Here is a 26,574-nt window from a genome sequence, read left to right on the forward strand (position 1 = left end):
GGCCCGGCTTAGGGAAGCTGTGGCGGCCAATGCCGAGCTAATATTGGCGCACTTTCGGGAATCGCCAGGAACGGCCATGGACCTTGCGCTGATCAATACAGCTGTTACATCGCTCGCCCACATTCGCCAGCTTGGCGAGGCAATGAAGGACATCCGGGACTTCAATCTAGTGGCTGCGCAAGTGGCAGAGATCAATTCCCAGCTCCTCAAGGCGCAGGAAAGCCTCTTTGCACACAGTGCGCAAATGCACGAGCTGCAGGCCAAATACCGCGAAGTGTCGGACGAGCTGCGCAAGGCAAACGAAGCATTGGCTGAGCGCGGCAAGTACCATCTGCACGAGCTGTCGCCGGGAGTCTTTGTTTACCGCTGTGGCGAAGGGGAACAGCCCGTGCACCACCTTTGTCAGCCATGCTTCGACAAGGGGACGAAGGCCGTCCTACAGCGTCACAACCGATGGGGTGCCATCTCCATCGATTGCCCCATTTGCAATAAGCAATTTCACACCGGTGAGCACGTCTCCATGCCGGAGCTTCCGGCATCGCCGAGTCCCTTCTCCCGGAGGTTGTGATTTGGCGATGCTTGATGCTTCGGCCGCGACGCCTCGCGCCTAGTAAACGCCGCGCAAGGAAAACGGGGTCGGAAAACGGGGTCAGGTTCACTTCTATCGATGGACTTCCATCTGAAAAGTGAGCCCGCCCCCATTAGCCTGGTGACAAATTGCAATTGTCGCCAGGCTAAGGGAGCCGTTTCTGGCGCACTAGAAATCCGAACAGGGGTGCTTGTTGTCGATGAATACAGTCGATTGGAATTGGTTTTTCAGCTCGGCAGCCCAGTCCGCCGCCGCAATCGTCGGCATTTTTGGTGCCTTCATTGTCACCAAAATTTTGGCGAACCAAGCGACGTTCTCGGAGAGGCAGCGGCGAATGCAGGAGTTGATGACCTCAGGGCAAAAGATTGCCGAGGCCGCTGCCCGGCTGTCCTTCGAGTGGTACCACCGACACAAGAACGAAGATGCGGTGGCGGACGTCAACAAGATTCTGGAAGACGGGGGCTCCTTGGACTCTGAGGACATCTACGACAAGGTCCGGTTTTCTCCATATATCGCGAGAGCTGATGCGGTGGCGCTGATTGATCGCGCGAGGTCACAACGGGATGCTCGCATCGAAAAGGAACGCGAAGATGCCCAGGCACTGGCTTCCCTCTCTTCAATCCTGGCGCGTTCGCACACGCTATTTGATTCGGTAGCGCCTAGAACACCCCTTCTCAGTACTGCGCATTTCCTAGAACCAAAGCTAAGTGCTGAACGCGAAGACATGGACACCCTTTTTAGCGACGCTAGGCACCACATCAGGGTAGTGTCCGAAGTTCTAAAGTCCGCCAGCGCCAATCCCGAATCGTCCGGGGTGATCACAGCGGCGCTCATCCTAATCATGGCGCTGTTCTTCGCGGGTGTTGTCTATCCGCTCAGCTTCATGCCCTTGCGGCTCAACTGGGTGCCGGATCTCGCTTTTTCGGAATTTTGGAACACCCTGTTTTCCCTTCAGGGTGCGGTGCTTTCTGTCATCTCGGCACTCTTCTCCGCGATGATTGGAATGTTTTTCTTCATGAATATTCGCCTGAAATGCGCCTCTAAGACCCTCGCTGACCTGGCCTCCTACAAAGAGATGGCGACGTATTCACAGTACTTCGCGAACCGGGAGCAGAACTCGGATCAACGAGCTTCAGCCAGGACCGTTGCTCCGGCTATCCCTGTCGAGGCCTTGTGATAACGGCGACTACTATGACGCAGCGGGGAGATACACTGGGTGTTTTTGTCCTTCTGGACCATGTCTCCGTTAGCGATTGAATCATTCCACGTTTGAACCGAAGCGCTCCAAAAAAAACGGGGTCAGGTTCACCTCTCGAGTCCAAACTCACGAGTAGGTGAACCTCACCGCGTTACCCGCTCAATCAACGAGCGGACGATAAGCGCGCACCACAGGCTTCGCCTTTTCCAAATCGTATCGAGCCTGAAGTGCCAGCCAGTAAAAGGCGGTGGTGTCGAAGGCGAGCGAGAGGCGGATGGCGATCTTTGGGGTGATGGGGTGGGTGTCGGCAATGAAGGCTTTGATGGCGTTGGCGGGTATGCCAGTGCGTCGGGCGAGCTGGGCGGGGTTGAGGGCGCTTGGGATCAGGTAGGCGTGCAGCAGGATGTCGCCTGGGGCTCGCAGGGGCTGCGAGGGGTCCACTTCCGAGTGCGGGGTGAGCTGGATCAGTTCCATGGTGGTTCCTCCCTGTCGGACACGGCCGCACTGCGGATAGGCGCTTACAGCGCTCCGTGTCAGTGAATGCTTGGCAGCTTTGTCGGTGATCGCCCGAATGCGGCGCATCGCCATGCCGGCCGATGCGCCAAAATGGTGATCATCGGAGGCGTGTGGTGTTCACTCGAGGCTCGTCACCGAGCAGGCGGGCGTGCCGCTGCAAGCAGTGGATGGCCGCGCCCAGGCTGGCCGTGACGGCCACGGGAAGCGGCCATGGCAGCGCTCTGCCGGGGAACCCACGCGCCTGCGCGTGGCGGCACTGCTCGCTGTCGACACGCAGGCGCGTGAGGGCGAGCACCGCCAGGGCGATGTCGCCGCGAGTGCTAAGACGCAGGGATTCGGTCCGTGCCACCGCCATGGCTGGCGCGTCGTAAGGCGGAGGAGTGAGGGTGTCGCCAGGGGGAACGGACGAGCGAATGCGTACCGTATGATCGCGGGTAGCCATGATCAACTCTCAGAAAGTTGTTGATGGTTAGCGGGTCGTGGGTGTTAGTAGCACTCACGGCCCGCGCCTCATGACCTGGTGGTCATGATCATTCGCGAGGCTGTGCAACACGACGGCGCGAATGACTGACTGACCCTAACAAGCAGGGTTGGCATCGTCTGTCAGGGATCGGTGAGATGGGTGTCCACCTAGGCGAGGCGATGGATGACGGCCCAAGGCTGGCCGAATGTCAGCAGCATTCCCTAAGATGGTCTGAAGGTAGTGCGCGCGCTTGAAAACGTGCACGCTGGCGCATGAAATGGGGCACGGCGCCATTTCGCTAGGCCAAATTTCGGCGCGACGACATCCGGCACTTGCCGCGCTGTTTGCTGGCGGCACTAACCTTGAAGTATATCGCATCTCGGGATACGATAAGCCATGATCAAGACCTTTGCGGACAAAGACACGGAAGCCCTATTTAGTCGTTCAAGGATGCGCCGCTGGGTCAACATCGAGGCCGCCGCGCGAATCAAGCTCAACATGGTCAATGCGGCGACCACGCTGGAAGATCTCCGATCGCCTCCCGGTAACCGACTCGAAGCGCTGAAAGACGACCGCAAAGGACAGCACAGCATCCGTGTCAATGCTCAATACCGCGTGTGTTTCAGCTGGAGGGATGGCGACGCTTACGACGTAGAAATATGTGACTACCACTAGGCAGGCGCCCATTCGCTTAAATCAGAGTATCGCGCTCGCACCAGAATAAGGCCGGAGTGAAAACCATGACCACCAAGAAAAAACTTCCTCCCATCCATCCCGGGGAGATCCTGCGCGGGGAATTTATGGAGCCGCTCGAACTCTCGGCGAATGCGCTGGCGCGCGAGCTTGGGGTGACGCCTACCCGGGTAAATGAGATTGCCAACTGCAAGCGGAACATTACGGCAGATACGGCGTTGCGCCTTGGTCGTTACTTCGGCACGTCGGCTGCGTTCTGGATGAATTTGCAGCAGCAGTTCGACATTGAAACGGCTGAGGATCAGTTGGGTGATGCGCTAGCCCATATCCATCCGCGCGCGGCCTGATCCGGCTGGTGTCCCAATCCCGGAACAGGAGACGGAAGCAGTCAAATCATCCTCCGTTCTCTTTGGCTCAGTACGTCCCGTTTCCCGGTGAAGCTTTGGCGCCCAGTCACGCAACCTCAGTGCGGCAACGGCGGTTGATCCACAGCATCCCTCGTTGCGTGGTATTCAGTCGTCAGCCACATCAAACCCGTGCTGGTGTTTTGCAGCGACAAGGACCACATCTGGGTCCAGCCTCCGTTCGTGAGGCTGACGATGGCCGAGTCACCAACCCTGTAGCCACTCGTCCCCGGTGTCCAGGGAGGGGGTGGCATGATCGGCGCGCCCATGGCGGCGACGCTCCCTTTCGTGGTGACCTGATGCACGACCTGGACGTGGATGTTGGCGCCGAGGCTGTCGCTTGAGAGATTGGTCGGAGAGCCAACGCGATCGCCGGTGCGAGTGATTGCCTCAGTAAGCCATGCGCGAATCTGGTCGTATTCGGGCGATCCACGCGGAATATCGAATGTGTTGACGACCTTTCCATAGGAGGCGACGTTGGAGCTTGCAGGCGTGACCCAGGCATTCACTGCAGTGATCGTTCCAAGGCAGGCTAAACCTATAAGCATGACATTCCTCATTTTCATCAAACATTCTCCTTGTCCAATGGCTGAGTACAGGCCCGAGGTATCGCTGTGACATCGCCAGCTGTGTTTGAACAACCAGAAGCGAAACGGTATGGGGCCCGCGGATTCATCGCGATGCTCGGGGGACTTGGATGGCGAGCGTCGAATGGAGAGGACGAGGCACCCCGAGCTTTCGGACAATCAGTCGCTGTTGGACTCGGGGTCAATTGCAATCTTCGAATTTCTGCGTAGGCCGTGCGATCGATCTGTGTAAGTCGTGAAGTTGTCGCTGGCATCTCGCGCCCGAAGGACTTAGACCCTGCGTTTTCCCGTTGCCATCGAGTACGGCGACGAGAAGTACGCTTTTGGCGTCGTTGTTCCGGATGTTCCGGGGGGGCATTTAGCGAGGGCGACCATATCGACGATGCAATCACCCACGGCGAAGAGGCGATGCTGCTGCCGGAGGATTACATCGAACGTGGTGAGGCGGTGCCGAAGCCGTCCACCGTTGAGTCATTGCGGCGTCGCAAAGAGTTCAAGGGTTGGACGTGGGCGTTCGCTGAGGTGGATCTGGCCAAGTTGAGCAGCAAGGCTTTCCGCATCAACCTCACCATTACGGCGGAAGAACGATGCCAGGGACCACTTCCAATCAGCTCTTAGTCCCAGGCACCCGCGCCCCAAGCCACCAGCCCAACACCATGCAGCCCACCAGCACGAACACCGACGCGTAGCCGCCACTCAACGACGCCAACGCCGGCCCCGGGCAGTAACCGGCGATACCCCAGCCGGCACCAAACAGCAGAGCGCCAATCACCAGGCGTTTATCGAAGCGTGTTGCATCAGGCACGTGGAATGCGTCGTCGAACCAGGGCCGCGGACCGCTCCACACCAAGCGGTAACCGATGGCCGTTGTAAGTACGGCGCCCAGCATCACGAAGAGAAGGCGAGGATTCCAGGCGCCGGCGATATCGAGGAAGCCAAGCACGACGGCAGGCGAGGTCATGCCTGCCAGGCTGAGACCCAAGCCGAACAGCAGGCCGGCCAGCAATGCGATGCCAAGCTTCATGCGCCCAGGCCTCCCAGCAGATGTCGAATGACGAAGACGGTCGCCATGCCGGCGGCGACGAACAGGGCTGTGGCCAGCAGCGACCGCCGTGACAGTCTTGCCACACCACACACGCCATGACCGCTGGTGCAGCCACTGCCGAGCCGGGTACCAAAGCCAACCAGCAAGCCCGCTGCCGCCATCCAGGGCCACGAGACCACGGGTACGCCGATGGCGCTCTCGCCTTGCAAGAGAAATAGCAGCCACGGCCCTGCAACGAGGCCGACCAGGAAAACGACGCGCCAGCTTCGATCCCGTGCGCCGGTCAAAAGACTGCTGGCGATGCCGCTGATACCGGCAATGCGACCCATCGACGCCATCAACAAGACCGCCGAAATGCCGATCAAGACACCGCCCATCAGCGAGGAGACCCAGGGGTGCATATCGGCACCGATCTTGGTGGTTGCGATGGATCGAATATAGGCCTCGATGGCTTGGGAATGCTACTCGTCGATATTCAGTTGCGTGTGGCACGGGTAGCTTGCAGGGGTTTGGTCTGGCGGGAGTTGGCGGATGCATTTTGATGTGCATTCGCCTATCTACGCGTAGCATTTAGCCATCATTGATCGCGCACAACATTGTGAATGCGGGGTCAGCGGTGGCGATGGCGTTATGGCGGTAGCGCCGAAGAAAGTTCGGCGCCCGCGTGACGTTCCTGTCGTTGCGGGAGAGCCGCCCGGCTTGAGCCTCCCATCCCGCCGTGCCACGATCCCAGGGTGACCACGACGCCCGCCAACCTGCACGACCTGGCCCGCCTGCGCCGCGTGCGCGACCGCATCGATCGCGAGTATGCGGAGCCGCTGGATGTCGAGGCGTTGGCGCGCGGGGTGCAGATGTCTGCCGGTCATCTGAGTCGCCAGTTTCGCGCGGCTTATGGCGAGTCGCCTTATGCGTATCTGATGACGCGGCGCATTGAGCGCGCGATGGCGCTGTTACGGCGTGGGGATCTGAGCGTGACTGACGTTTGTTTCACGGTGGGTTGTCAGTCCTTGGGTACGTTCACCACGCGGTTCACGGAGTTGGTGGGGATGTCGCCGGGCGTCTACAAACGGCGGGAATCACAGGCCACGGCAGGTATGCCGTCGTGTGTGGCCAGGCAGGTGACGCGGCCGATCAGGAATCGAGAAGTATCGGCGGGTGAGCCCGATCTAGACTGAGGCCACGCAATCACCACCACCGAGAGGAACGCCATGGATATCTCCATACATTCGAGCTTTCTGCCGCAGAACGACCCGGACGCCGCCCTGGCTTTTTATCGCGACACGCTGGGCTTCGAAGTGCGCAACGACGTGGGTTACGGCGGCAAGCGCTGGATCACGGTGGGGCCGGCGGGGCAACCGGGCATCAACGTGGTGCTGTATCCGCCGGAAGCCAGCCCCGGCATTACCGACGACGAGCGCCGCACCATTGCCGAGATGATGGCCAAGGGCACCTTCGGCATCATCCTGCTGGGCACCAAGGATCTGGCCGGGACGTTCGAGAAGTTGCAGGCGAGCGATGCGGACATCGTGCAGGAGCCGACCGATCAGCCCTATGGCGTGCGCGACTGTGCAGTGCGCGATCCCGCCGGCAACATGATTCGTATCCAGCAGCTACGCTGATCACGCAGCCCATCCATTGATGAGCGGGAGGACCCCATGAATCCATCGGAACGCATCGACGCACTGATCGAAGGCATCACGGACTGGCGTGGCAAGACGCTGGCCGATGTGCGCAAGGCCTTTCTCGATGCCGACAAGGAGATCGTGGAGGAATGGAAGTGGATGGGCAGCCCCACCTGGTATCGCGACGGCATCATCGCGGTGGCCAATGCGCACAAGGAGAAGGTGAAGGTCACCTTCTCGCATGGCGCGAAGCTGGATGATCCCGATCAGCTGTTCAACAACGGCCTGGGCGGCAGTACCTGGCGCGCCATCGATCTGCTCGAGGGCGACAAGGTCAACAAGACCGCCCTGAAGAAACTGGTGAAGGCGGCCACTGCCTATAACCAGTCCAAGGCAAAAAAGCCGGCGCCAGCATCGCGCAAGGCTGCCGCAAAACCGGCGGCCAAGGCTGGCAAGACAGTCAGCAAAAAGGTAACCAGGACAGCGACCAGGAAGGCCGTCAAGAAAGCCGCCAAGACCAAGGCGTAAGGGTTATTCGCTGGCCCGCTTAGGGCTGGCGCGCCGCGAGGTGAGCTGCTGCTGGGTCTTTTCCAGGTCGAAGCGCCACTGCAAGGCCATCCAGTAGAAGGCGGTGGGTTCGAGCGCGCATGCCAGGCGCAGGGCGATTTCCGGCGTGATGCGCCGGGTGCCCAGGGTGATGCCCTTGAGATGGCTGGCCCGCACACCGGTGCGGCGGCCGAGTTGGGCGGCGCTGAGATCGCGCGGCAGCATGTAGTCGTGCAGCAGTACGTCGCCGGGGCGTCGCAGCGGGGTGTCGGGATCCACATCCAGGCGCGGATCGAGTTGGGTGAGGCACATAAGAGTTTTCCTGTCGGACACGGCGGCATGCTGGCTAGGCGACTACAGCCATCTGTGTCGGTGAATATCTGTTGTTACTGTCAGAGGGCATCCGGTCGGGACCGGCCGACGCCAGCGTTCGATGGGCGGCGGGGACGCTCAACGAGAGGGCGGTGCGTTCACTTCGGCATGCGATCGAGTAACCCGGAGTATGGCTGCGAATGGCGGATCGCCGTACCGATGCCGTCGGCGTAGACCCGGGGAAACGGCCATCGGCTGGGATCCGTGGGCCATTCGAGGTACTGCGCGTGGAGGCGGGCTTGGCTATCGGCAAGGCGGTTGGCGAGGGTGTCCGCTACCTGCGAGATGCCGTCTTGCGAGGTGAGCGGGCGCTGCATGGACTCCCTCGTGCCCGCGACATACGGGCATGAGGGAGGGGCGGTGAGGGTGCCATCCATGGCGAAGAACGGGCGAATGAGTGCCGTATGATCCGGCGCAGCCATGATCAACTTCCTGCGTTAGTTGTTGATGGTGAGCGGGTCGTCATGGGTGGCAGCCCATGCGGCCCGCGTTACTCACGGCAGGATTGCCGAGGCCGCTCGCGTCTACCATCAGGCACCACGCGTAGCGGCGTTTAGCAACATAACAAAGCAGGTTTCGGCAGGCTGTCGGGCTTCATCGCGCCCATGTGCTCGATATGGGTGATACCTGGCGAAGTTCGCTGCCGAGGCGCGCGCCGGGGGAAATGACGCGGCCCAGGCTTGCGACGTCAGGGCGCGAGGTCGGGGGAGTCTGCTGGCGTGTAGGTCCCGCCGCGGCAGGGAATAAACCACGCCGGACCCGGGTATGGATCGACAACGCAAGGTGGCGTGACGCCACGCCGCAGCATGTTTCGCGTGCCACGGGCGCCGCGAAATGCGATCATCTCTGGAGCCTACTCAAGGGTTGGGAAGCAGTTTGATTCGGCGCAGGACATCACGACGGTTGGTGGCATGGTTGGCAGTGGCCGCCATGTGGCTTCTGGCGGCTGCGCCCACGGTTTCCCGCGTGCTTCCCGCACTGGTGTCGACGGACATGGCTGCCCATGCGGCCATGGACCACGCGTCGATGCCGGGCATGGGCGATATGTCCGGCATGGCAGACATGCCTGGCATGGTTCATATGGCTGGCATGCCCGGCATGCCGGAGATGCCGGGCGATCCGGCCCAGCATCTGGACCACTGCGCCTACTGCACGATGCTGGCCCATACCCCGCTGCTGTCGGGCGCGGTGCTGGCTCTCCTGCTCGCCGCACCGCTGCCGGCGGTCGCACCTGTCGCGCGTTCCAGTGTCACCTGGCATGCGCAGCCCGTGCTCAGCGCACATCCGCGGGGACCGCCGTCCATCCAGCTGGGATGACGGCTTGATGGTGGGCGCCTGTCTGGCGCGCCCATCGCTATCGACGGCAAACACAGGGGACGGTGCGTAGGCGCGCGGGATCGCGCGCACGTGCCTGCGTCCTCGTGCTTGCCCGCGCCCCAGCCATGCGTCGCCTCGCGACGCTGGCCACAACGGATGTCTTGTCATGCGCTTTTCTCACCTGCGCGCAGCGGCTCTTGGATTGCCGCTCACGCTGCTTGCTTCATCCATCGCCTGGGCACAAAGCGGCCCCGGCAATCAGCCGGACGCACCGATTCCGGAATCCGATGTCACCAGTCTTGGCCCGGTGAAGGTCACCGCCGCCGCGCAGAAGCTGGCGGCGCCGGGTTTTCCCGCCACGCTGGCGTCGGTGCCGGCGGAGCGCGTGGAAGCCACCATCAATGCGGTGGATGTGGAGGATGCCGCGAAATACCTGCCGAGCATCTTCATCCGCAAGCGCAACTACGGCGACACCCAGCCGGTGCTGGCAACGCGCAACTGGGGCGTCAATTCCAGTGCGCGCACTCTGGTCTATATCGACGATATTCCGATCTCGGCGCTGATCGCCAACAACAATACGATCGGTGCGCCGCGCTGGGGCATGACCTCGCCGGAGGCGATCGATCACATCGACATGATGTATGGGCCGTATTCGGCAGCCTATGCAGGCAACTCGATGGGCGGCGTGATGCACATCGTCACGCGCATGCCGGAGAAGACCGAAGTCACCATCAAGCAGACCGAGGCGGTGCAGTCGTTCGACCTGTATGGCACGCACGACCACTTCAGCACCAGCCAGACCAGCCTCACCGCCGGCGGGCATAGCGGCAAGCTCGGCTGGTTCTTCGGCGCGAGCGCGACCAACAGCTTCAGCCAGCCGCTATCCATCATCACCGGCGGCACAACGCCGGCGGGCACCAGCGGCACGATTCCCGCATTGAACAAGATGGGGCAGGTGGCGAATGTCTACGGGGCAGGCGGCCTGCTGCATACGCGCATGCTCGATCTCAATGGCGAGCTGACTTACGACATCACGCCGCAGTGGAAGCTGAGTTACCTGGTCGGCTACTGGAGCAATCACGGCCAGTCGGATACGGACACCTACTTGACCGACGGCGCGGGCAATCCGACCTACGGCAAGGTTGCGGGCTTCGCCAGCAACATCTACCAGCTCAGCGCGCATCACCTGATGCAGGGCCTGTCGCTGAAGTCCGATACCAAGGGCGACTACGATGCCTCGTTCGTGGCCACGCATTACGCTTTTCTCAAGGACAACCAGTGGCAGCCGGCAGGCGTCACCAGCGGCACCAACGTGACCACCAACGGGCGGCTGGCGAGTTACGGCGGCACGCAGTGGTCGACGGCCGATGCCACCGGCATCTGGCGGCCGCAGGGATACGGCGGTGCGCATGAAGTGTCGATCGGTGCGCATGCCGATCAGTACGAACTGAACAATCCCACCACCAATCTGAGCAACTGGCAGGACACGGACAGCCTGACCACGCTGTATTCGACGGGGCGCGGCAAGACGCAGACACAGGCGCTGTGGCTGCAGGATCAATGGTGCTTCGCGCCGGACTGGATGCTCACCCTGGGCGGGCGTTACGAGTGGTGGAAAGCCAGCGACGGCTACAACTTCAGCGGCAAGACGGCGGTGCAGCAGCCGGTGGAGAAGGCCGACGGCTTCTCGCCCAAGGCGACGCTGCAATGGAACGTGGCCGACAACTGGCGTATCACCGGTTCGCTGGCCAAGGCGATCCGCTTTCCGACCGTGGGCGAGCTGTACCAGCTGGTGTCCACCGGTTCCACCTTCAGCGTGCCCAATCCCGACCTGAAGCCCGAAACCGCGCGCAGCGGTGAGCTGGCCGTGGAGCACTCGATCGAGCAGGGCATGCTGCGCGTGTCGCTGTTCCAGGAGAACACGAAGGACGCCTTGATCTCGCAAACCGCCACGCTGCCGAGCGTGGCGGTGCCGGTGAGCTATGTGATGAACGTGGGCGAGCTGCGCAATCGCGGCATCGAGTTCGTGGCGCAGAAGGACAACGTGCTGGTGCGCGGGCTGGAGCTTTCCGGCAGCGTCACCTTTGTCGATTCCACCGTGCTGTCCAACGACAGTTTTGTCAGCACCACAGGCAGCACGTCCGAGGGCAGGCACGCGCCGTACGTGCCGCGCTGGCGTGCCACGGCGGTGGCGACGTACCGGCCTGATGCGCAGTGGGCGTTCACGCTGGCGGGGCGCTACAGCGGCAAGCAGTACTCCACGCTGGACAACTCCGACAACACGCCGCACGTGTTTGGCGCGTTCGACAAGTTCACGGTGTTTGACGTGCGCGCGCATTACCAGATCAACGAGCATCTGGCGGCGTCGTTGGGCATCGATAATTTCACCAACGAGAAGTACTACCTGTACCACCCGTTTCCGCAGAGGACGTTTGTGGCGGACGTGAAGTTGAGTCTTTGAGGGGTGGGTGAGGCGGGTTGTGGTCGCGCACAGGGTGCGCTCCTACAGGGTGAGGATCCGGCGGGTTGAGGGCCCGCCGGGTTCTGCACATCAGGGCAACGCAACAGGATTAAACTGGTACCCGGAATCCAAGGGAGGCCAGGTGATGTTCAAGAACATTCTTCTGCCGGTGGATGGTTCCGAGCGAGCGTTGAAGGCGGTGGAGACAGGCATTGAACTGGCGGCCAAGCTGGAGGCGAAGGTCTTTGCCGTGCACGTGATGCCGCCGCTGTCCACGGTGTCCTTCATGTCCGAGCTGCTGCAGCACAGTGATTGCCACCGCGAAGTCGCCAAGACGCGGGCGCAGAGCTATCTGGATGAAGTGGCCAAGCGCGCCATCGCGCTGAACGTGCCCTGCGAAACGGAGTTCGTGTTCGACTTGCGTCCGGACGTGGCCATTGTGGCTGCCGCGGCCAAACATCACTGCGACCTGATCGTGATGCGGTCACGCGGGTCCGAGGGTCTGGAGCGCGTGCTGCTGGGCAGCGTGCCGCACAAAGTGATGCTTTGCTGTAACACTCCGGTGCTGATCTGCCAGTGAGCGAGGCGGTCGATCAGATCTGATCGGCAGGCGGAACCAGGTGATGCTTGACCTGGATGGCGTCCAGCCGGTCGCACACCCAGGCGCGGTCGCTGGGCTGGGCGCGATCCTGGATGGCCTGGGCCAGCCGGGTGAAGCTGTTCCAGAAGTCGCCCGGCGCCGGGGTGGTCTGCACCAGTCGCGGGACGGACTCGTCCAGTGCCTCCAACATTTGCTCAAGCTGCGCATGCGTATGGGCCATGCATCGAGCCTACGCTCAAGGTCCGTCAAGGCCGCGCAAAGGACTTAGCCAAAGTCTCACGGCGCATTAACGGCCTCGGAGGCAACGTTTGTATCCCACCCCCATGACGACAAGCGGTGCTTTATGGAATGGGATCGCGACAACGACTTGCTATCGCGCGCCTGCGACGAGCTGATCGAGCAGAACGCGTTGCTCCAGCAGGAGATCGAGCTGCTACGCGCCCAGCTGCGCCGGCATCCGACCGGCGAGCTGCAGATTCGCGAGGCGCGTCGCCAGATGGGCGAATGGCAGGAAGCGGCACATGGACACACGCCGCTGCCGCTGGCTCAGCAAGAGATGGCAGCTTTCTAAGGCTCACATCACCAGCACGATCTTGCCGATGTGCTGGCTGCTTTCCATTTCGCGGTGCGCATCGGCCGCACGGGCGAGCGGGTAGCTGGCGTGAATCATCGGCAGACAACGGCCCTGCGCCAGCACCGGCCAGACATATTCCTTCAGCGAGGCGGCGATGGCCGCCTTTTCTTGTGCCGAACGCGGGCGCATGGCCGAACCGGTGACCACGGCGCGCTTGGTCATGATGGCATGGAGGTTCACATGCTCGGCGATGCCGCCGCCGAGAAAGCCAATCAGCAGCAGACGTCCGTCGCGCGCCAGCGTGGCCAGGTTGTCGGCGAAATAGGCCGCGCCCATGATGTCCAGTATCACATCGGCGCCGCGTCCCTCGGTGCGCGCAAGCACCACTTCCACGAACGATTCCTGCCGGTAGTTGATCGGCTCGCCGCCCATTTCGCGGATGGCCTCGCATTTCTCGATGCCGCCGGCGGTGGCGAAGGCGCGCAGGCCAAATTCGCGGCACAGCATCAGTGCCGTGGTGCCGATGCCGCTGGTGCCGCCATGAATCAGCGCCACTTCGCCGCGCCGCGCGTGACCGAGCTGGAAGAGATTGGCCCACACCGTGAAGAAGGTTTCGGGGATCGCTGCGGCCTGCAGCATCGACACCCCCTGGGGTATCGGCAACACCTGTCCTTCGGGTGCGACGCAGTACTCGGCGTAGCCGCCGCCATTGGTCAAGGCGCAGACCTCGTCACCCACTGCATGCGTCGTTACGCCCCCGCCGATCGCCGCCACCGTGCCGGCCACTTCCAGGCCGGGCAGGGGGCTGGCGCCGGGTGGAATCGGGTAGTTGCCTTGGCGCTGCAGCACATCCGGGCGATTCACGCCCGCCGCTCTTACCTGGATCAACACTTCACCGGATTGGGGCACGGGCACCGGCATCTGCAGCGGCTTCAACACATCCGCCGGGCCGGGCGCACTGATCTGGATGGCCGTCATGACGGCCGGGAGCGATGGACGCATGGAGCGCTCCTGGCAGGTGTTCAGGGGTGGCCGGCGCGGGCGTGACGTCGGCGTTTGAACCACCAGCGTAAGGACAGCGCGATGACGATTAAGAGAAGAATGCCGGCCACGCTGATCACCTGCAGCATGCGCGCCTGGCTGTACATCACGTATCGCCCGGACTGTCCGTAGAAGCCATTGAACGACGCAAGCACCTGGGGCAGGCCGGCAATGTCCTGCTTGCTCAGCGGCAAGGGCGCTTCGTCCGGATGCCAGTTCGAACCCATCGGCTCGACCTGGCCGCGCGCGTCCAGTTCGACATGTCCGCCAAGCACGGCCGTCACCGGCCGATCGCGCAGATAGTCGTTGATGCGCGTGGCGCTGGCGCGGTCCGCCGCCGGATCGTCGATGATCAGCCGGCCAGGCAGGAAGAAATCGCCAGTGAACGCCAGGCCGGTCGCTGCGTCGTAGAACGACAGGTGCGAAGGGTAATGGCCCGGCGTGGCAATGGCATCGATCGTGCGATCGCCCAGATCGATGTGCGCCACATCATGCGGCCATAGCTGGAAACCAAGGCCGGCAATCACCTGCGGCAGATCCGTGCCGACGATGGACACATCGGGCGCCGAGGCAAACTGCACATCGCCCGAGCGGTGATCCAGATGTCCGTGCGTATGAACAATCAGCAGTGGTATCCGCCGGCCGTTCACCATGGGGAGCAAGCCGAGGACGGTCGATGCCAGCGGCATCTGTTTGGCGTCAGCGACATCGCCGGTGTCGATCAGCAGGGCGCGGGTCGAGCCGATCAGCAGGTAGATGAAAGGACCTTCGTAGGTCTGGCACAGGCTCTCACGCAGGATGTAGGTGCGCTCGTCGTAGCGGTGGACCTGCAGCGGGCGGGGTGGATGCGCCTGGCAATCGGCCGCGCCGGCATCCCAATGGACTTTCAGGTCGCCCGGCACCGGTTGGGCAACCGCTGGGGCGCCGCATAGGGCCGCCACGCAGCACAGCACGATCAATGCGATTCTCATCCTTGCCTCGACGGACCGGGCGCGACCGGTGCGGCGCGCATACGGAGGGTCCGATGCCGGCGAGGGCATGAAGGTTTAGGCCGCTGCCGTCGGGCAGCGGCCTTCCGTTCAGGGTTGGTTGACCGGCATGGCGGGGATCGCCGGATCGATCGATGCCGGGTCGAGCCGGCCCTTAAGCCAGTCGGCGACGGTGGCCAGCGGGCAGCTGTCCTGGCCGTGGCAGGGCGCCAGGGGCAGGGCATGGCGGACCAGGGCGTTTTCGTTGTGGAAGTCCGCCTGTCGCAGCGCCGCCAGCGTGGGCATCCAGCTGGATACGCGCAGCGCGTAGCCATCCTTGAGCTTCAGCAGGTCGAACACCAGGGCGCCACCGGGCGGGTAGTCGTCGGGCTGGCGTTCGTCGTGCCAGTCAACGCCCAGTACGCCGGCCAGGTTGGCCAGGTTGGTGTCGTGTCCCACCAGTAGGATGGTGCGCGTCCTGGCCGACGCCAGTGGCGCCACGGTGGTGCTGACGCCTGCTGCCTGCTGCAGCGTGGCCATGATATGGGCGAGCAGGTTGGAGCCTGCTTTTGCGGCGGCGGGCATGCTCTTCTTGGCCAGCGCGAACTGCAGGTTGTGCAACGTGATGATGTGGCCAATCGTCGTTGCGTCACCCTTGCCCCAGGCCACCTGCGCCGGCGCAAAACCCTGGGCGTATTCCAGCATCAGGTTTTCGCTGAGGCTGCCGGCGGTCTTGAGCGACTTGGCGTGCGCCGCGTCGTCGTCGTGCGCGGGATCGAGCAGCAGCTTGCGACCTTGCTTGCCCGCTTCCTGCAGGCAGGCGTCGCCGCGGCAGCCCAGCAACACGGACTGGAGTTCCGCCAAGGCGGAAGGCGGCCACGTCGACGGTGCGACCGCCGCGTCGTCATCCTTCGCGCCGGACTTGCCGACGAAGTGGAACAGCGCATTGTTCTGCTCCGGCGCCAGCGCCAGATAGCCGGCGTGGCAAGCGGGCTGCAAACCCTGCACCAGTGCGGCGCCGCTGGCGCGATTGCGCGGCGTGCTGTCGGCGATCACCAGCCACGGATCGTCGCAGCCGCCGTGGCCCAGGCCATCGGCGGCCAGCATGCGCGCCATGCGCTGGCCGAGCGCGCTGATGCCCTTGGCACCGTGTTCGGTGAGCACGCCGGGGGCGACCGGCCAGGCCGTCCACGGACGGCTGGCATAAGGCGCGAGCTCCTCGGGCGAACTGGTGGGCGAGCGCACACCGTGGCGCAGCACGATGATGCGGGCGGCCACGTCTTCGCTTTGCGCCAGCGCCGGCAAACCCGCCAGCGCCGCACCCAGCAGGCAGGCACGCAACAGTAGCAAACGCGTCGCGCCCATCACAGCTTCACCGACAAGTCGAGGAACACGCCGCGACCCGGCAGTCCGAAGAACAACGGCGCGCCGCTGACGGCCTGCGTGCCGGCATACGCGGTGATCTTGTGCACGTTGAACAGGTTGTTGATGTCCACGCTCACCGAATAACCCTTGGCGCCCCACGGGCCGGAGGCAGCGCGATAGCCCAGGGCAGCGTCGGTGGTGAAGTAGCCGCCGATGCGCTGGTCGTTGTGGAACACCGTATTGCCGTTGCTGTCGGTGACATTGTCGACACCGTACTGCTCGCCGGCGAATTTGCCCATCAGCGAACCGAAGTAGCCCAGCGGGCTGCTGTAGAGCAGGCCGAGCGCGGCGGTGACCTTGGGCGTGGCGGCGACCTGCACGTCGGAGTTCTTGTAGGTGGCCTTGTTGTAGCTGGCATTGCCGTACAGGCTCAGCGTCTGCGTCAGCGCGTAGGTCGCTTCGGCTTCCGCGCCCTTATAGATGGCGCCGCCAGCGTTGATGTAGGTGCTCTCGTTGCCGTTCGAGGTGGCGACTTCGGTGGTCGTCAGGTAGTTGGAGAAGTCGATGTAGTAGACGTCGGCGCCGAAGGTGAATTCACGCGTGGCGTAGGCGGTGCCGAGCTGATAGTTGGTGGTCTGCTCCGGATCGAGTCCGTGCGAGCCGTTCACTTCGATCACGTCGATGGGCGGCGCGAGAAATCCCTTCGCCACCTGTGCGTACGCGCTCCACTCGTCGCTGAGTTTTTCGTGCGCGCTCAGCGAGGGCAGGGTGGCGTGATAGGTGGCCTCGGCATACGACGGTACCGGCGGCGACACCTTGTTGAGCGGCGCGTCCAGCTGGCGCGTCACTTCCGAATAGCGCACGCCGGGGCTCAACGTGAAGCGATCGGTGACGTTCCAGTCGTATTGCAGATAGGGCTGCACGGTGTCGGTGCGGTCGTCCAGCTGATAGTTGTAGGTCGGGCCATACTTGGTGCCGGTCAGCTGGCCGGTCGTCTCGTCGATCGGATACTGGTAGCGCGCGTCCAGGTTGCGCTCCAGCCACACGCCCGTCTGCAGCGAGCCGGGGCCCAGGTCGCGGGCGAGGCGCAGCACGTCGCCGAACGCATGAAAGCCCGAGTCGGACAGCTTGCCCGGCACATCGGCGTTGACCTTCTTCAGCTTCTTGCCGTTGGCGTCGTAGAACGTCACGCCATTGTCGGCCGGATCATTGTCGCTGGCATCGCTGGTCTTGCGCGCCCAGTGATCGAAGGTGTTGAGGTAGACCTTGTTGTCCACGTCCCAGTCACCGAGGCGGCTGGTGATGCCGACGTAGGTGAAGCTCGAATAGTAGGCGGCGTTGTTGTAACCCTGGTACGACTGCAGGGTCGGGTCGTTGGTGAGCCCATAGCGCCAGCCGAACTCGTCGATCTCTTCCTTGGTCGCGCCCTGCACGGTGTTCTGGTGCTCGCGGTTGTAGCTGGTCACGAAGGTCAGCAGCGTATTGGCGCCCAGCTCGGTGATGGTCTTGAGGAAGATGTGCTCGCGCTTGTCGTCGGTACCCTTGAGATAGGTATCGCTGGCTTCCTTGGACACATCGGCAAACAGCTTGGTGTGGTCGCCCAGTTGTTCGTCCGCGCTGACGCCGCCGGCGCGGGTATTCCAGCTGCCGAGGGTGAGATAGGGCGTGATGCCCGATACATCGCTGGGATCGCGCGAACGCAGACCCACGGTGCCGCCGAAGGTGGCGTTGCCGATGGTGGAGCCGCCGCCCGGGCCGCGGTCAATTTCCGCCTGGCCGAGCACGTGGTTGTTGAAGTAGGCCGAGGTGGTGTGATGCAGGTCGCTGGCATCGCCGAACGGAATGCCGTCGAAGGTGATGTTGAACTGGCCATCCTGGAAACCGCGGATGCTGATGCCTTCGTTCTTGCCCAAGCCCGGGCCTTCGGGCGAGGTCACGGTGACGCTGGGCGCGTACTTGATGATGTCGTCGAAGTTGGCGTTGAAGCGCAGGCCGTCACGAATGAAGCGCTCGTCGATCACGGACGTCGGCTGTGTCGCATCCAGCGGCGCGGCGCTTGGCGCAAGCGTATCCACTGCATTGGCGTGCACGCTGATAGGCGCCAGGTCGCGCGTGCCATCGTTGGTGTTGATCGGCGGCAGGCCGCGCGACGCGTCAGCGTCCGCGGCCAGGGCCTTTCCCGCGTTGGGGTCCCGCACGATGGTCACCGTGGTGGGCGTCACGTAGCGGTAGTTCAGGCCGGTGCCCTTGAGCAGTTGCGTCAGTTGCTGTTTTGCGTCGGCGCCGGCGGCGGCGCCGCTGCTGCGCAGACTGTCGGCCACCGCGGGGTCGTACACCACCTGCAGGCCGGTGCTGCGCGAGAACTGATCGAGCGCCTGATTGAGCGGCATCGGCGCAATCGCCGGCGCTGCTGACGACGTGGGCGCCTGGGCGAAGGCATGAACGGGCAAGGTGCTGCCGAGCAGCAGCGCGATCTGGAGAGCAAGCAGTTTCCGCATGGTGCGTCTGACCTTCGATGGAGTGACATGTGAGCGGGAGGAGTTCACTCCTCGCCGCGGCATGACTCACTACGAGTGCCGAGCGGAGCCATTGGGTACCGCTTTCTTCATGAATTTTTTCTTACAGCGCGAACGCGCGACAAGCTGGCGACCGAACGCACGACACGCACATCGTCCACGCTGCGGATCACCTGCACATTCGGCAAGGTCTGCAGGTAGGCCACGAACGCATCCATGTCGCGCGCGTGGAATCGCCCTGAAATAAGCGTGGCGCCGATGCGTGCATCCTCGATCACCAGGGGCCGGCTGTTGTACGCATTGAAGCGGCGGGCGACCTCGGCGACGCTGGCGCTTTCGAAATGGATGTCGGCCGGCAACCAGTGCGTGCTGCGCGCGAGATCAGCGTGGTGATCGACGACGTCCAAGGATCCATCCATGTGCATGGTCGCTTCCTGGCCGGCGGTGAGTTCCGCCAAGGGCGACTGCTCATCCGCAAAACCTTCCGGCGTCCACGACTTCTCGCGGCGCTGCCACAGCTTGACCTTGCCGCTGATCACGGTGACGCGGCCGCCATCGGCGGAGTGATGCGCATCAAACACCGTGCCGATGTCCTGCAGCTCATTCGCACCCAGCTGCACGCGCAGCGGGCGCGCCGGATCGTGCGCCACGTCGAACAAGGCGCCGCCGCGCAGCACATCGATGCGGCGCGAGCCGGCATCCATGCTCACCACCACGACACTGTCGCGATCGAGCTGCATGGCGGTGCCGTCGGCCAGCGTGGCGCTGCGCACGGCGTCCTTGGCCGAGGCGTAGCTGTCCCAGGCTTGCGGCGCGGACGGCAGCCAGGCGGCGACGCCCGTGGCCACCAGCATGACCACAGCCGCTGCCTGTGCAAGCCAGGCGATGCGGCGCGGTCGAGGCTGGGCGGTGGGCAGTGTCTTGGAAGGCCGCGGCACGGGCAGCGACACCACGGCGGCGTCGTCCGCGGCCAGCGCGCAAAGCTGGGCTTCATTCAAAGGGTCGAGCGCGCTGGCGGCGCCAAGATCGCCGTGCAGATGCGCCATCGCAAGATATTCGGTGACGTGCAGCGGCGACTCGCGCAGCCATGCCATGAAAGCCTGCTGCTGCGTCTCGTCGAAGCCTTCCTGTTGATCCAGGTACCAGCTGGCGGCTTCTTCGGTGGCGCGGCGCTGGCGCTCGGCGGCTTCGCGGTGGCGGGCGAATTCAGTCATAGCGCGCCATCCCGACGCGGCATACAGCCAGCGCCTTGACGATGTACTTCTTCACCATGTGCGTGGAAATGTTCAGTCGTTCACCAATGTCGCGATAACCCAGCTCATCGCGGTAATGCATCACCAGGGCGGCGCGACACTTGGGCGTGAGTCGCATGATCACGGCAGCCAGGCGCTGGCGGCGAAGGTCGCGATCCACGTCGGCGGCGGCGTTGCACGGCGTGAACAGGCGCTCGAGCACGTCGTTCACTTCATCGCCGGTCTTGGGGCTGCGCTGTTTGCGCGCGGCGTGTTCCTTGACCAGGTTCGCCGCGACGGTGAACAGATAAGCCTCGGGCTTCTCGATCAGCTCGGCGCCGCTGCGATCGGTGCGCAGCAGGCGCAGGTAGAGCTCCTGCACCAGATCCTGCGCATCCCATGCATGCGCCGTGCGCTTGAGGAAATAGCGGTTGAGCGTGTCGTGTTGTTCTTCGAACAACTGCGCCAGGCCGGTGGTGGAATCGGCGGTCACGTGCACTCGCAGCGCCGTCGACGCGGTCGTCGGCTGATGAGCCAGGGTGTGCGCTGGAAGCTAGCGTGACTTTGTGACGATTGCGTGAAAGCGATGAATGCAGCGCAACCGGACGCGCCAAAGCGTGCCGCGCGCCGCGCTGCCGGCACTTACCGCCCGCGCGCAGACTGGTGCAGAGTCTCCCGGCTGGCGATACGCCGCAACGGCCTGCGCCAGTGATGATCGGTCTTGAGTGATGCCACCGGCATCTCGGAATAGGGGATCAACATGGAGGAAAAACATATGCATCATGCATCGAACCGTCGGTTTCGTTGGTTGGCCCTGGGCGCCTTGGCGATGTCGTTGACATCGATGGGCGCGATGGCCGCCAACAGCGTGCCGTCCAGTGGCCTGGGCCAGTCCTGGCCGAACACCACGGACGTCAGCGCCAGTCCGCACTGGCATGTCTATGTGTTCCAGCGCAACGGTGTGCGCTATGTGCAGATCAACGATCTGAACGGCAAGGTGCGTGCTGCCTTCGCCACGGCCTCGGGCAGCTTCCTCGCCTTGCCGGTGGGCTCCGATGCCGCGCGCGTGGCCACGCCTGACGAGCCGCTGCCGGCTGCCGGCAACACCAAGGGCGACATCGTCTATCAGGACAGCACGGTGAAGGTGCTGGTGGCGCCGCAGGCGGATGGTTCGACGGCTACGTATGTCGCTGCGGGCGACTGCCACGACCCGGTCGAATGTAGCTCGCGTTTCCAGGGTCCGTCGAGCAACGCGGTGGTGACACCGCAGGCTCCCGCCACCACCAAGAACGCGACCACCTCGTCCGGCGATTGCCACGATCCGGTGGAATGCAGCTCGCGCGTCAATTGATCGTGCGGTAAATCCCCGGAGCGCTTCTAGCGTGAAGCGCTCCGGTGGATCGCGCTGCTGCGCAGCGAGTCGTGCAGCAGCAAGGTCACGCTGACGTTCGATCCGATGTCGCGCAGATGCACATCGCCGCCGTAGATATGCGTGCGGTCGCGGATCGAGGAGATGCCCAGCCCGCTGGCGCCCAGCAGCGTCATCGCCTGCTTCCAGGGTTCCTCGTCCAGCTCCGCGTGGGGCGTCGCGTAACCCATGCCGCGCGTGCCGACCAGGCGCATCACCACCCAGCGTCGCCCGCGCGTGTGTCCGCCGCGCAGCTGCAGCTGCACATCCTGCATCGGACCGCGCGACAGCACATGGACCAGCACTTCGCAGGCCAGCCGATACAGCGCCATGTGCACGTCGGGGGCCAGCTGGCTCAGGCCGCGTCCGGACAGTTCACACTGGTAAGTGGCGCCCGCCATCTGGATGGCCTGCGCAAATGGCCCTTCGCGCAGCGTGGCCGGCACGCCGCGCTCGCGCCAGCCACGCGGGTACAGCGCATTGGCGAGGCGATGCATCTCGTGTTGGGCGAGCGCTACCTGCTTGGCGTAGCTGCGTTCTTCGCTGGTGGGCAGCACATGTCGAAGACGGTCCAGCAGGCGGTTGTGGTTGTCGCGGATGGTCAGGCCGATGTTTTCCAGCGTGTCGGCCGCCTGGCGCAGCCGCAGCTCTTCCAGATAGAGGCCTTGTTGCGCAAGCTGGAAGCCGCGCAAGGTATCCATCTGCGTGGCCTGTTCCGCATGTGTCTGATGGGCGATGCGTGAACCCAGCATCAGCAAGGTGGTAATGGCGAACGCGATCAGCGCCTGGGCCTGGATGACGCCCGGGTCGCGCACGATCGAGGAGGTCATGGTCACCGCCAGGCTGGCCAGCGTGCCGCCCAGCGCCGCGCCTTGCCAGCCGTGGCGCGAGGTGAGCCAGACCACCGGCAGGAACATGGCGATGCGAAACACCTGCATGCTGTCGCCCTGGCTGCTGAACACCAGGCCCATCAGCACCAGCAGAGGCGTCACCACGCCAATCATGGTGTCCTTGACCAGGCGGCTGCGCCACAACTCGGCATCGCGCAGATTGGCCGGCTTGCGCGTCTGCCACAGATAGATCGCAATCACCGTGGGCGCGATGGCTAGCGCGCCAAGATAATTGCCGAGGAAATAGCCAAAGATGATTTGGACGTCCAGCGGGGGCAGCGGCACGCCAGCAGGCACTTCCACCGCCATCAGCACCAAGGCGTCACCGATCGCCGTGAGCACGGCACCAGCGAGTATTACGCCCAGCAGCATGGGCATGTTGATCTGGTGTGCACCGAGCAGCAGGCGCGCATGGCGGCGCGCCCAGGCCACCGCGCCCATCAAGGGCAGGATCGGCGGTACCGCAGCCAGTGCCGACCAGCGCCAGCCGAAGTCGGCCATGCAGTGCCAGGCGTGATAGCCGACCGGGACCATCTCGCCGACCAGCAATGCGGGCCAATAGCGATAGGGAAACAGCAACAGGCAGGCGACCCGCAGGCCGGCCGGCAGATTCCAGTGAGAGACGGATACGTCGCGTAGCAACGCATAGCTGACGGCGTACGCCATGCAAACAGCCACATGACGGCCCCAGGCGCGTGGCGCGATAGCTTCCCCCATGCTGTTCTTCCCCTTGGCTGCCGTGACTCCCCTGGCTCTCGTGGGCCAGGGTTTATGTGCTCGGTGCGATATCGTCGTGCACCGGCACCCCCATCATCAGGTCGGGTATCGGTTTGCTTTGCTGCCGCCCTGAATCACCTGTTGGGCTGCGCCACGTTTTCACTCTGCAATCAGGCGCGGCCGTGTGACACCAGCGCGGACTCTCTCATAAAAGCCGGTGATGTTCTGGTGAAGGGTGTCGCAGTGTGACGCAGTGCAAATACTTGCGACGCCGTTCACGCAAATTCACGATCAGATCGACAAATCAGGGGCTTAAGCGGCGTCGCCACGACGGCTGGAGATGCTCACGCCCTCGCGCATGGCCTTGGTCACCGGGGTGTTGGCGACGATTTCCAGCAGGCGGGCCCATTGCTCATCGCTCAACGCGCCGGTGGCGTGCAGCGTCCGCATCACGTGCAGGCGACCATCGTCGTCGCGCTCCAGCTGCAGCTCGGCGCGAAACTCGCCCAGGTTCCAACCTTTGCGTTCGGCGTACATGCGCAAGGTGATCGCGGTGCAGGCGGCGAGGGCGGCCAGGTAGTAATCAAACGGCGCGGGCGCTGCGCCTTGTCCGCCGAGCTTGACCGGCTCATCGGTGTCCAGCTTGAAGTGGGCGGTGTCGATGTGATGAAGGTAGTGGCTGTCGGTGGAAACGATGCTGGCAGATGACACATGGGACATAGCTGTTGATCCTTAACGACGATGAGCACAGAGGTGCAGCGTAAGCGTCGCTGCGCTCGACGCCAAGCACGATGCAACGCGCCTTCGATCTGGCAATTGGACAAAAGTCGCCCCTGTCCGGTGGTTTATCGCGGCCTCGCAGCGCTGCGCGTGCTTGAGACAGGGCGATATAATCGGCATATACGTGCAGGCTCCTGCACGTTGCGTACGCGCCTGCCGTCGACTCATGCATTGGCAGGCAGCGACAACGCGCAGCTTCGCGCTCCTCTTTCCGGATGACCCCGCCATGCGTTCCCTTGCCCTTCCTGTCGCCATCGCACTCAGCCTGGTTCTTGCCGGCTGCACCACCAGTCGCGGCTTGCACACCACGGGCAGCATGACTGATCCGGGCACGCTGAAATCCGAACGCAGCCTGGCCGATGTGCAGCTGAGCCCCACGGCGTGGCCGGCGCAGGATTGGTGGGTGGCCTATGGCGACCCGCAGCTCACCGCGTTGATCGAGGAGGCCCTGCGGAACAATCCCAGCCTCGAGCAGGCGCAGGCGCGTGCACGCCAGGCGCAGGCCGTGGCAGACAGCATCAACGCGGGGCGCAAGCCGCAGTCGAATTTCGACGCATCGATCACCGGCGCCTATCTGTCGAAGAAGAACCCGATCTATCCCGAATACGCGATCGGCACGTTCGCCTGGAGCAAGGCGCTCACCGCCGATTTCTCCTGGGACCTGGACCTGTGGGGCGGCAAGCGTGCGGCGTGGGAAGCCTCGCTGGGCCGCAGCCGCGCCGCACAGATCGAAGCGCATGCGGCGCGCATCGAGTTGTCGGTGAACGTGGCGCGCGCCTATGTGCAGCTTGGCTATGCGTTTGCACAGAAAGACGTCGCTGATGCCGAAGGCGATCGCACCAGCCGCTCGCTCGACATTACGCGCAAGCTGGTGCGCGGCGGCCTCGGCACGCCGCAGCAGGAGCATCTGGCCGATTCGGAGGCCGCCGGCGCCGAGCAGCAGAAGGTCGCCGCCGACCGCGCCATCGACGCGGCGCGCAGCTCGCTCTCGGTGTTGCTGGGGCAGGGACCCGATCGCGGCCTCAGCATCGAGCGGCCGCATCTGGTCGATCGCGGCCCGGCCGTGCTGCCGGACAAGCTGCCGGTGGATCTGCTCGGACGTCGCGCGGATCTGGTCGCGGCGCGCTGGGAAATCGAAGCGGCCAACCGCGACGTCACCGCGGCCAAGAAGGAATTCCTGCCCAATATCAGCGTCAGCGCGATGGCTGGCCTGATCGCCGTGGGCGGCAGCACCAATGTGTTGTCGCTGCAGGCGCGTCAGTACGTGTTCGGTCCTGCGCTGAGTCTACCGCTGTTCGACGGCGGTCGCCGCCGCGCGCATCTGGCGGGCGCCGATGCCGAGTACGACGCCATGGTGGCGCGTTACAACAGCCTGCTGGTCAGTGCCTTGAACGAGGTATCCGACCAGGTCTCCGCGCTCAATTCCGTGCGCCAGCAGATCGTGCTGGAGCAGCGCTCGGCGGACGATGCGCAGAAGAGTTGGGATGACGCGATCAAGGCCTATGAGGGTGGGCTGCGGGGCCCGCTCACGCCGCTCACCAGCCGCCAGCAACTGCTGACCGCGCAACAACGCCTGGCGTTGCTGGAAAGCCAGCAGGCCGATATTTCGATCCGCTTGATCGAGGCGCTGGGTGGTGGCTTTGACGGCGTCAACGATGTTGCCCAGATCAATGAAGCAAGCGCGCCGCCGCAGGCATCGGCGACGCCGGATGCCACGCGCCGATGAGCTACGAACTTCACGCTGTCGACGCACCCGACGCCGCCGATCGCGAAGCCATCGCAGCGCCGCTGCGCGCTTACAACCTCAGCAAGGTGCCGACGCTCGATATCCAGCCCTTGGTGATCGCGCTGCGTGACGCGCAAGGCCGCACCATCGGCGGACTGTGGGGCGAAACCGCGCTGGACTGGCTGCACATCGACCTGCTCGGTATCCCCGAGTCCATGCGCGGGCAGGACGTGGGTACGGCGCTGCTGCTGCGCGCTGAAGAGATCGCCCGCGAGCGCGGCTGCGTCGGCGCCTGGCTGGACACGTTCGCGTTCCAGGCTCGCGGCTTCTACGAGAAACTCGGTTATAGCGTCTTCGGCGAGATCCCCGATCATCCGGTGGGCGGCGCGAGGTATTTCCTGCGCAAGCGTTTTTGACTGACCTGGGCCTCCCAAGCCGGCCAGGCGTATGCTTGGGATCGCGGCTTTCAACCCCCACGTGGGGATGTGCAGGGCCGGCGCCGATGGCGCATGAGTGGCCCGGGAGGCGAGAGCAATGGCAACAGGTTGGGCCGGCGATGGCGCCGTACAGGACCAGATCGACGCGACCGTGGACGACGCGGTCAAGCGTGCGCGCAGCCGCATGCAGAGCGGTCCTGGTCTCACCCACTGCGAAGAATGCGACGCAAGCATTCCCGAAGCGCGGCGCAAGGCCGTGCCCGGCGTGCGCCTGTGCGTGAACTGCCAGGCGGCGCACGACCAGGAAGAGGCCGCCTTCAGCGGCTATAACCGTCGCGGCAGCAAGGACAGCCAGCTGCGCTGAACGGCGTCCGAAGGCGCTGCTGCGTTTTACCCGTTATGCACGTCCGCAGCCGCATTTGCGGTGGTTTTGCTCTTGACACGCGACGCCGCGACGAGGGTCAATGGTTCCTTTCTGTCGAACCAGGATGCGCCCTCGCATGACC

31 protein-coding genes are annotated in these 26,574 nt (G+C 63.8%); 16 read left to right on the plus strand and 15 right to left on the minus strand.

The window, feature by feature from the left end; translation table 11 throughout:
• The first annotated feature begins 76 nt into the window (after positions 1-76).
• Entirely contained in the window at positions 77-568 is a 492-nt protein-coding gene (locus Y882_RS09625) for a hypothetical protein (protein ID WP_046971692.1), read from the plus strand.
• Positions 569-788: 220 nt separating this feature from the next.
• A complete protein-coding gene (locus Y882_RS09630) occupies positions 789-1,766 on the plus strand; it encodes a hypothetical protein (RefSeq protein ID WP_046971693.1) in 978 nt (325 codons plus the stop codon).
• A 180-nt stretch (positions 1,767-1,946) separates the two neighbouring features.
• Here Y882_RS09630 and Y882_RS09635 read toward each other — a convergent pair whose 3' ends face one another.
• Positions 1,947-2,261: a HigA family addiction module antitoxin gene (locus Y882_RS09635; protein ID WP_046971694.1), complete on the minus strand. Its 315-nt coding sequence runs from the start codon at positions 2,259-2,261 to the stop codon at positions 1,947-1,949.
• Positions 2,262-3,162: 901 nt separating this feature from the next.
• On the opposite strand from Y882_RS09635, the gene Y882_RS09645 reads away from it, so the two are divergent.
• Positions 3,163-3,441, plus strand: a complete 279-nt coding sequence (locus Y882_RS09645; protein WP_046971696.1) for a type II toxin-antitoxin system RelE/ParE family toxin — start codon at positions 3,163-3,165, stop codon at positions 3,439-3,441.
• A 65-nt stretch (positions 3,442-3,506) separates the two neighbouring features.
• Complete coding sequence (locus Y882_RS09650; protein ID WP_046971697.1) at positions 3,507-3,806, plus strand: HigA family addiction module antitoxin; 300 nt, start codon at positions 3,507-3,509, stop codon at positions 3,804-3,806.
• 116 nt (positions 3,807-3,922) lie between these two features.
• Here the strand turns inward: Y882_RS09650 and Y882_RS09655 are convergent, their stop codons facing one another.
• The gene (locus Y882_RS09655; protein ID WP_046971698.1) at positions 3,923-4,429 is read right to left on the minus strand and encodes a hypothetical protein; all 507 of its coding nucleotides are present in this window, start codon (positions 4,427-4,429) and stop codon (positions 3,923-3,925) included.
• Positions 4,430-4,858: 429 nt separating this feature from the next.
• Here Y882_RS09655 and Y882_RS20785 point away from each other — a divergent pair, with 429 nt between their 5' ends.
• Positions 4,859-5,068, plus strand: coding sequence for a type II toxin-antitoxin system HicB family antitoxin (locus Y882_RS20785; protein WP_052949853.1), 210 nt, complete (start codon positions 4,859-4,861; stop codon positions 5,066-5,068).
• Here the strand turns inward: Y882_RS20785 and Y882_RS09665 are convergent.
• Together Y882_RS09665 and Y882_RS09670 are read right to left on the minus strand one after the other, a co-directional pair.
• A complete protein-coding gene (locus Y882_RS09665; RefSeq protein ID WP_046971699.1) occupies positions 5,058-5,474 on the minus strand; it encodes a DUF6691 family protein in 417 nt (138 codons plus the stop codon). The two genes, Y882_RS20785 and Y882_RS09665, sit on opposite strands and share 11 nt — an antisense overlap.
• The gene (locus Y882_RS09670; protein WP_342018542.1) at positions 5,471-5,923 is read right to left on the minus strand and encodes a YeeE/YedE family protein; all 453 of its coding nucleotides are present in this window, start codon (positions 5,921-5,923) and stop codon (positions 5,471-5,473) included. The genes Y882_RS09665 and Y882_RS09670 overlap by 4 nt, the downstream gene beginning before the upstream one ends.
• Before the next feature lie 306 nt (positions 5,924-6,229).
• Between Y882_RS09670 and Y882_RS09675 the strand changes: the two genes are divergently transcribed.
• The 3 genes from Y882_RS09675 to Y882_RS09685 are packed head-to-tail and all read left to right on the plus strand — an operon-like array spanning position 6,230 to position 7,645.
• Positions 6,230-6,670, plus strand: a complete 441-nt coding sequence (locus tag Y882_RS09675) for a helix-turn-helix transcriptional regulator (RefSeq protein ID WP_046971701.1) — start codon at positions 6,230-6,232, stop codon at positions 6,668-6,670.
• 33 nt (positions 6,671-6,703) lie between these two features.
• Positions 6,704-7,114 (plus strand): VOC family protein, encoded by a 411-nt coding sequence (locus Y882_RS09680; protein WP_046971702.1) that lies wholly within the window; start codon positions 6,704-6,706, stop codon positions 7,112-7,114.
• A gap of 36 nt (positions 7,115-7,150) precedes the next feature.
• Positions 7,151-7,645 (plus strand): DUF1801 domain-containing protein, encoded by a 495-nt coding sequence (locus Y882_RS09685; protein ID WP_046971703.1) that lies wholly within the window; start codon positions 7,151-7,153, stop codon positions 7,643-7,645.
• A 3-nt stretch (positions 7,646-7,648) separates the two neighbouring features.
• Here Y882_RS09685 and Y882_RS09690 read toward each other — a convergent pair whose 3' ends face one another.
• Positions 7,649-7,975: a HigA family addiction module antitoxin gene (locus Y882_RS09690; protein ID WP_046971704.1), complete on the minus strand. Its 327-nt coding sequence runs from the start codon at positions 7,973-7,975 to the stop codon at positions 7,649-7,651.
• Between the two features lie 158 nt (positions 7,976-8,133).
• Positions 8,134-8,457, minus strand: coding sequence for a hypothetical protein (locus tag Y882_RS09695; protein WP_046971705.1), 324 nt, complete (start codon positions 8,455-8,457; stop codon positions 8,134-8,136).
• Positions 8,458-8,869: 412 nt separating this feature from the next.
• Here Y882_RS09695 and Y882_RS18870 point away from each other — a divergent pair, with 412 nt between their 5' ends.
• The 3 genes from Y882_RS18870 to Y882_RS09710 all read left to right on the plus strand — a co-directional run bounded on the left by Y882_RS18870 (position 8,870) and on the right by Y882_RS09710 (position 12,393).
• A complete protein-coding gene (locus Y882_RS18870; protein WP_082121044.1) occupies positions 8,870-9,352 on the plus strand; it encodes a DUF2946 family protein in 483 nt (160 codons plus the stop codon).
• Between the two features lie 166 nt (positions 9,353-9,518).
• Positions 9,519-11,813, plus strand: a complete 2,295-nt coding sequence (locus tag Y882_RS09705; RefSeq protein ID WP_046971706.1) for a TonB-dependent receptor — start codon at positions 9,519-9,521, stop codon at positions 11,811-11,813.
• Between the two features lie 145 nt (positions 11,814-11,958).
• Positions 11,959-12,393, plus strand: a complete 435-nt coding sequence (locus Y882_RS09710; protein WP_046971707.1) for a universal stress protein — start codon at positions 11,959-11,961, stop codon at positions 12,391-12,393.
• Between the two features lie 13 nt (positions 12,394-12,406).
• Here the strand turns inward: Y882_RS09710 and Y882_RS09715 are convergent, their stop codons facing one another.
• A complete protein-coding gene (locus Y882_RS09715; RefSeq protein ID WP_046971708.1) occupies positions 12,407-12,634 on the minus strand; it encodes a hypothetical protein in 228 nt (75 codons plus the stop codon).
• Between the two features lie 123 nt (positions 12,635-12,757).
• Between Y882_RS09715 and Y882_RS09720 the strand changes: the two genes are divergently transcribed.
• Positions 12,758-12,985, plus strand: coding sequence for a hypothetical protein (locus Y882_RS09720; protein WP_046971709.1), 228 nt, complete (start codon positions 12,758-12,760; stop codon positions 12,983-12,985).
• 3 nt (positions 12,986-12,988) lie between these two features.
• Here Y882_RS09720 and Y882_RS09725 read toward each other — a convergent pair whose 3' ends face one another.
• The 6 genes from Y882_RS09725 to Y882_RS09750 all read right to left on the minus strand — a co-directional run bounded on the left by Y882_RS09725 (position 12,989) and on the right by Y882_RS09750 (position 20,603).
• Positions 12,989-13,990: an NAD(P)H-quinone oxidoreductase gene (locus tag Y882_RS09725; protein WP_046971710.1), complete on the minus strand. Its 1,002-nt coding sequence runs from the start codon at positions 13,988-13,990 to the stop codon at positions 12,989-12,991.
• A gap of 20 nt (positions 13,991-14,010) precedes the next feature.
• On the minus strand, positions 14,011-15,000 hold the full coding sequence (locus tag Y882_RS09730) for an MBL fold metallo-hydrolase (protein WP_162207409.1): 990 nt from the start codon (positions 14,998-15,000) through the stop codon (positions 14,011-14,013).
• 108 nt (positions 15,001-15,108) lie between these two features.
• The gene (locus tag Y882_RS09735) at positions 15,109-16,362 is read right to left on the minus strand and encodes a histidine-type phosphatase (RefSeq protein WP_046971711.1); all 1,254 of its coding nucleotides are present in this window, start codon (positions 16,360-16,362) and stop codon (positions 15,109-15,111) included.
• Positions 16,362-18,860, minus strand: coding sequence for a TonB-dependent receptor (locus Y882_RS09740; protein WP_046971712.1), 2,499 nt, complete (start codon positions 18,858-18,860; stop codon positions 16,362-16,364). The genes Y882_RS09735 and Y882_RS09740 overlap by 1 nt, the downstream gene beginning before the upstream one ends.
• 107 nt (positions 18,861-18,967) lie before the next feature.
• A complete protein-coding gene (locus tag Y882_RS09745) occupies positions 18,968-20,092 on the minus strand; it encodes a FecR family protein (protein ID WP_052949860.1) in 1,125 nt (374 codons plus the stop codon).
• Positions 20,085-20,603, minus strand: a complete 519-nt coding sequence (locus Y882_RS09750; RefSeq protein ID WP_046971745.1) for an RNA polymerase sigma factor — start codon at positions 20,601-20,603, stop codon at positions 20,085-20,087. Before Y882_RS09750 ends, Y882_RS09745 begins: the two co-directional genes overlap by 8 nt.
• A 282-nt stretch (positions 20,604-20,885) precedes the next feature.
• Between Y882_RS09750 and Y882_RS09755 the strand changes: the two genes are divergently transcribed.
• Positions 20,886-21,461 (plus strand): hypothetical protein, encoded by a 576-nt coding sequence (locus Y882_RS09755; protein WP_052949862.1) that lies wholly within the window; start codon positions 20,886-20,888, stop codon positions 21,459-21,461.
• A 26-nt stretch (positions 21,462-21,487) separates the two neighbouring features.
• On the opposite strand, the gene Y882_RS09760 is transcribed toward Y882_RS09755, so the two are convergent.
• Both Y882_RS09760 and Y882_RS09765 read right to left on the minus strand, forming a co-directional pair.
• A complete protein-coding gene (locus Y882_RS09760) occupies positions 21,488-23,125 on the minus strand; it encodes an MASE1 domain-containing protein (RefSeq protein ID WP_082121046.1) in 1,638 nt (545 codons plus the stop codon).
• 312 nt (positions 23,126-23,437) lie between these two features.
• Positions 23,438-23,836 carry an OsmC family protein gene (locus Y882_RS09765; protein ID WP_046971747.1) on the minus strand — a complete coding sequence of 133 codons (399 nt, stop codon included), beginning with the start codon at positions 23,834-23,836 and terminating at the stop codon, positions 23,438-23,440.
• Between the two features lie 295 nt (positions 23,837-24,131).
• Here Y882_RS09765 and Y882_RS09770 point away from each other — a divergent pair, with 295 nt between their 5' ends.
• The 3 genes from Y882_RS09770 (at position 24,132) to Y882_RS09780 (ending at position 26,432) form a co-directional block, all read left to right on the plus strand.
• Positions 24,132-25,631 carry an efflux transporter outer membrane subunit gene (locus tag Y882_RS09770; RefSeq protein ID WP_046971748.1) on the plus strand — a complete coding sequence of 500 codons (1,500 nt, stop codon included), beginning with the start codon at positions 24,132-24,134 and terminating at the stop codon, positions 25,629-25,631.
• Positions 25,628-26,047, plus strand: a complete 420-nt coding sequence (locus Y882_RS09775; protein WP_046971714.1) for a GNAT family N-acetyltransferase — start codon at positions 25,628-25,630, stop codon at positions 26,045-26,047. The genes Y882_RS09770 and Y882_RS09775 overlap by 4 nt, the downstream gene beginning before the upstream one ends.
• Before the next feature lie 118 nt (positions 26,048-26,165).
• Positions 26,166-26,432 (plus strand): DksA/TraR family C4-type zinc finger protein, encoded by a 267-nt coding sequence (locus tag Y882_RS09780; protein ID WP_046971715.1) that lies wholly within the window; start codon positions 26,166-26,168, stop codon positions 26,430-26,432.
• Positions 26,433-26,574: the final 142 nt, after the last annotated feature.

Origin of the sequence: Dyella japonica DSM 16301 (assembly GCF_001010355.1) — a bacterium.
In the GTDB taxonomy this organism is placed as follows: domain Bacteria; phylum Pseudomonadota; class Gammaproteobacteria; order Xanthomonadales; family Rhodanobacteraceae; genus Dyella; species Dyella japonica.

What these genes read in the sequence shown, in the direction of transcription:
- Y882_RS09740 (WP_046971712.1), bottom strand. Translation starts at nt 18,860, where the DNA reads ATGCGGAAACTGCTTGCTCTCCAGATCGCGCTGCTGCTCGGCAGCACC.
- Y882_RS09635 (WP_046971694.1), bottom strand. Translation starts at nt 2,261, where the DNA reads ATGGAACTGATCCAGCTCACCCCGCACTCGGAAGTGGACCCCTCGCAG.
- Y882_RS09755 (WP_052949862.1), top strand. Translation starts at nt 20,886, where the DNA reads ATGCATCATGCATCGAACCGTCGGTTTCGTTGGTTGGCCCTGGGCGCC.
- Y882_RS09745 (WP_052949860.1), bottom strand. Translation starts at nt 20,092, where the DNA reads ATGACTGAATTCGCCCGCCACCGCGAAGCCGCCGAGCGCCAGCGCCGC.
- Y882_RS09645 (WP_046971696.1), top strand. Translation starts at nt 3,163, where the DNA reads ATGATCAAGACCTTTGCGGACAAAGACACGGAAGCCCTATTTAGTCGT.
- Y882_RS09665 (WP_046971699.1), bottom strand. Translation starts at nt 5,474, where the DNA reads ATGAAGCTTGGCATCGCATTGCTGGCCGGCCTGCTGTTCGGCTTGGGT.
- Y882_RS09735 (WP_046971711.1), bottom strand. Translation starts at nt 16,362, where the DNA reads ATGGGCGCGACGCGTTTGCTACTGTTGCGTGCCTGCCTGCTGGGTGCG.
- Y882_RS09625 (WP_046971692.1), top strand. Translation starts at nt 77, where the DNA reads ATGGACCTTGCGCTGATCAATACAGCTGTTACATCGCTCGCCCACATT.
- Y882_RS09710 (WP_046971707.1), top strand. Translation starts at nt 11,959, where the DNA reads ATGTTCAAGAACATTCTTCTGCCGGTGGATGGTTCCGAGCGAGCGTTG.
- Y882_RS09770 (WP_046971748.1), top strand. Translation starts at nt 24,132, where the DNA reads ATGCGTTCCCTTGCCCTTCCTGTCGCCATCGCACTCAGCCTGGTTCTT.
- Y882_RS09680 (WP_046971702.1), top strand. Translation starts at nt 6,704, where the DNA reads ATGGATATCTCCATACATTCGAGCTTTCTGCCGCAGAACGACCCGGAC.
- Y882_RS09725 (WP_046971710.1), bottom strand. Translation starts at nt 13,990, where the DNA reads ATGCGTCCATCGCTCCCGGCCGTCATGACGGCCATCCAGATCAGTGCG.
- Y882_RS09695 (WP_046971705.1), bottom strand. Translation starts at nt 8,457, where the DNA reads ATGGCTGCGCCGGATCATACGGCACTCATTCGCCCGTTCTTCGCCATG.
- Y882_RS09655 (WP_046971698.1), bottom strand. Translation starts at nt 4,429, where the DNA reads ATGAAAATGAGGAATGTCATGCTTATAGGTTTAGCCTGCCTTGGAACG.
- Y882_RS09760 (WP_082121046.1), bottom strand. Translation starts at nt 23,125, where the DNA reads ATGGGGGAAGCTATCGCGCCACGCGCCTGGGGCCGTCATGTGGCTGTT.
- Y882_RS20785 (WP_052949853.1), top strand. Translation starts at nt 4,859, where the DNA reads ATGCTGCTGCCGGAGGATTACATCGAACGTGGTGAGGCGGTGCCGAAG.
- Y882_RS09775 (WP_046971714.1), top strand. Translation starts at nt 25,628, where the DNA reads ATGAGCTACGAACTTCACGCTGTCGACGCACCCGACGCCGCCGATCGC.
- Y882_RS09715 (WP_046971708.1), bottom strand. Translation starts at nt 12,634, where the DNA reads ATGGCCCATACGCATGCGCAGCTTGAGCAAATGTTGGAGGCACTGGAC.
- Y882_RS09650 (WP_046971697.1), top strand. Translation starts at nt 3,507, where the DNA reads ATGACCACCAAGAAAAAACTTCCTCCCATCCATCCCGGGGAGATCCTG.
- Y882_RS09690 (WP_046971704.1), bottom strand. Translation starts at nt 7,975, where the DNA reads ATGTGCCTCACCCAACTCGATCCGCGCCTGGATGTGGATCCCGACACC.
- Y882_RS18870 (WP_082121044.1), top strand. Translation starts at nt 8,870, where the DNA reads ATGCGATCATCTCTGGAGCCTACTCAAGGGTTGGGAAGCAGTTTGATT.
- Y882_RS09630 (WP_046971693.1), top strand. Translation starts at nt 789, where the DNA reads ATGAATACAGTCGATTGGAATTGGTTTTTCAGCTCGGCAGCCCAGTCC.
- Y882_RS09705 (WP_046971706.1), top strand. Translation starts at nt 9,519, where the DNA reads ATGCGCTTTTCTCACCTGCGCGCAGCGGCTCTTGGATTGCCGCTCACG.
- Y882_RS09780 (WP_046971715.1), top strand. Translation starts at nt 26,166, where the DNA reads ATGGCAACAGGTTGGGCCGGCGATGGCGCCGTACAGGACCAGATCGAC.
- Y882_RS09730 (WP_162207409.1), bottom strand. Translation starts at nt 15,000, where the DNA reads ATGAGAATCGCATTGATCGTGCTGTGCTGCGTGGCGGCCCTATGCGGC.
- Y882_RS09720 (WP_046971709.1), top strand. Translation starts at nt 12,758, where the DNA reads ATGGAATGGGATCGCGACAACGACTTGCTATCGCGCGCCTGCGACGAG.
- Y882_RS09685 (WP_046971703.1), top strand. Translation starts at nt 7,151, where the DNA reads ATGAATCCATCGGAACGCATCGACGCACTGATCGAAGGCATCACGGAC.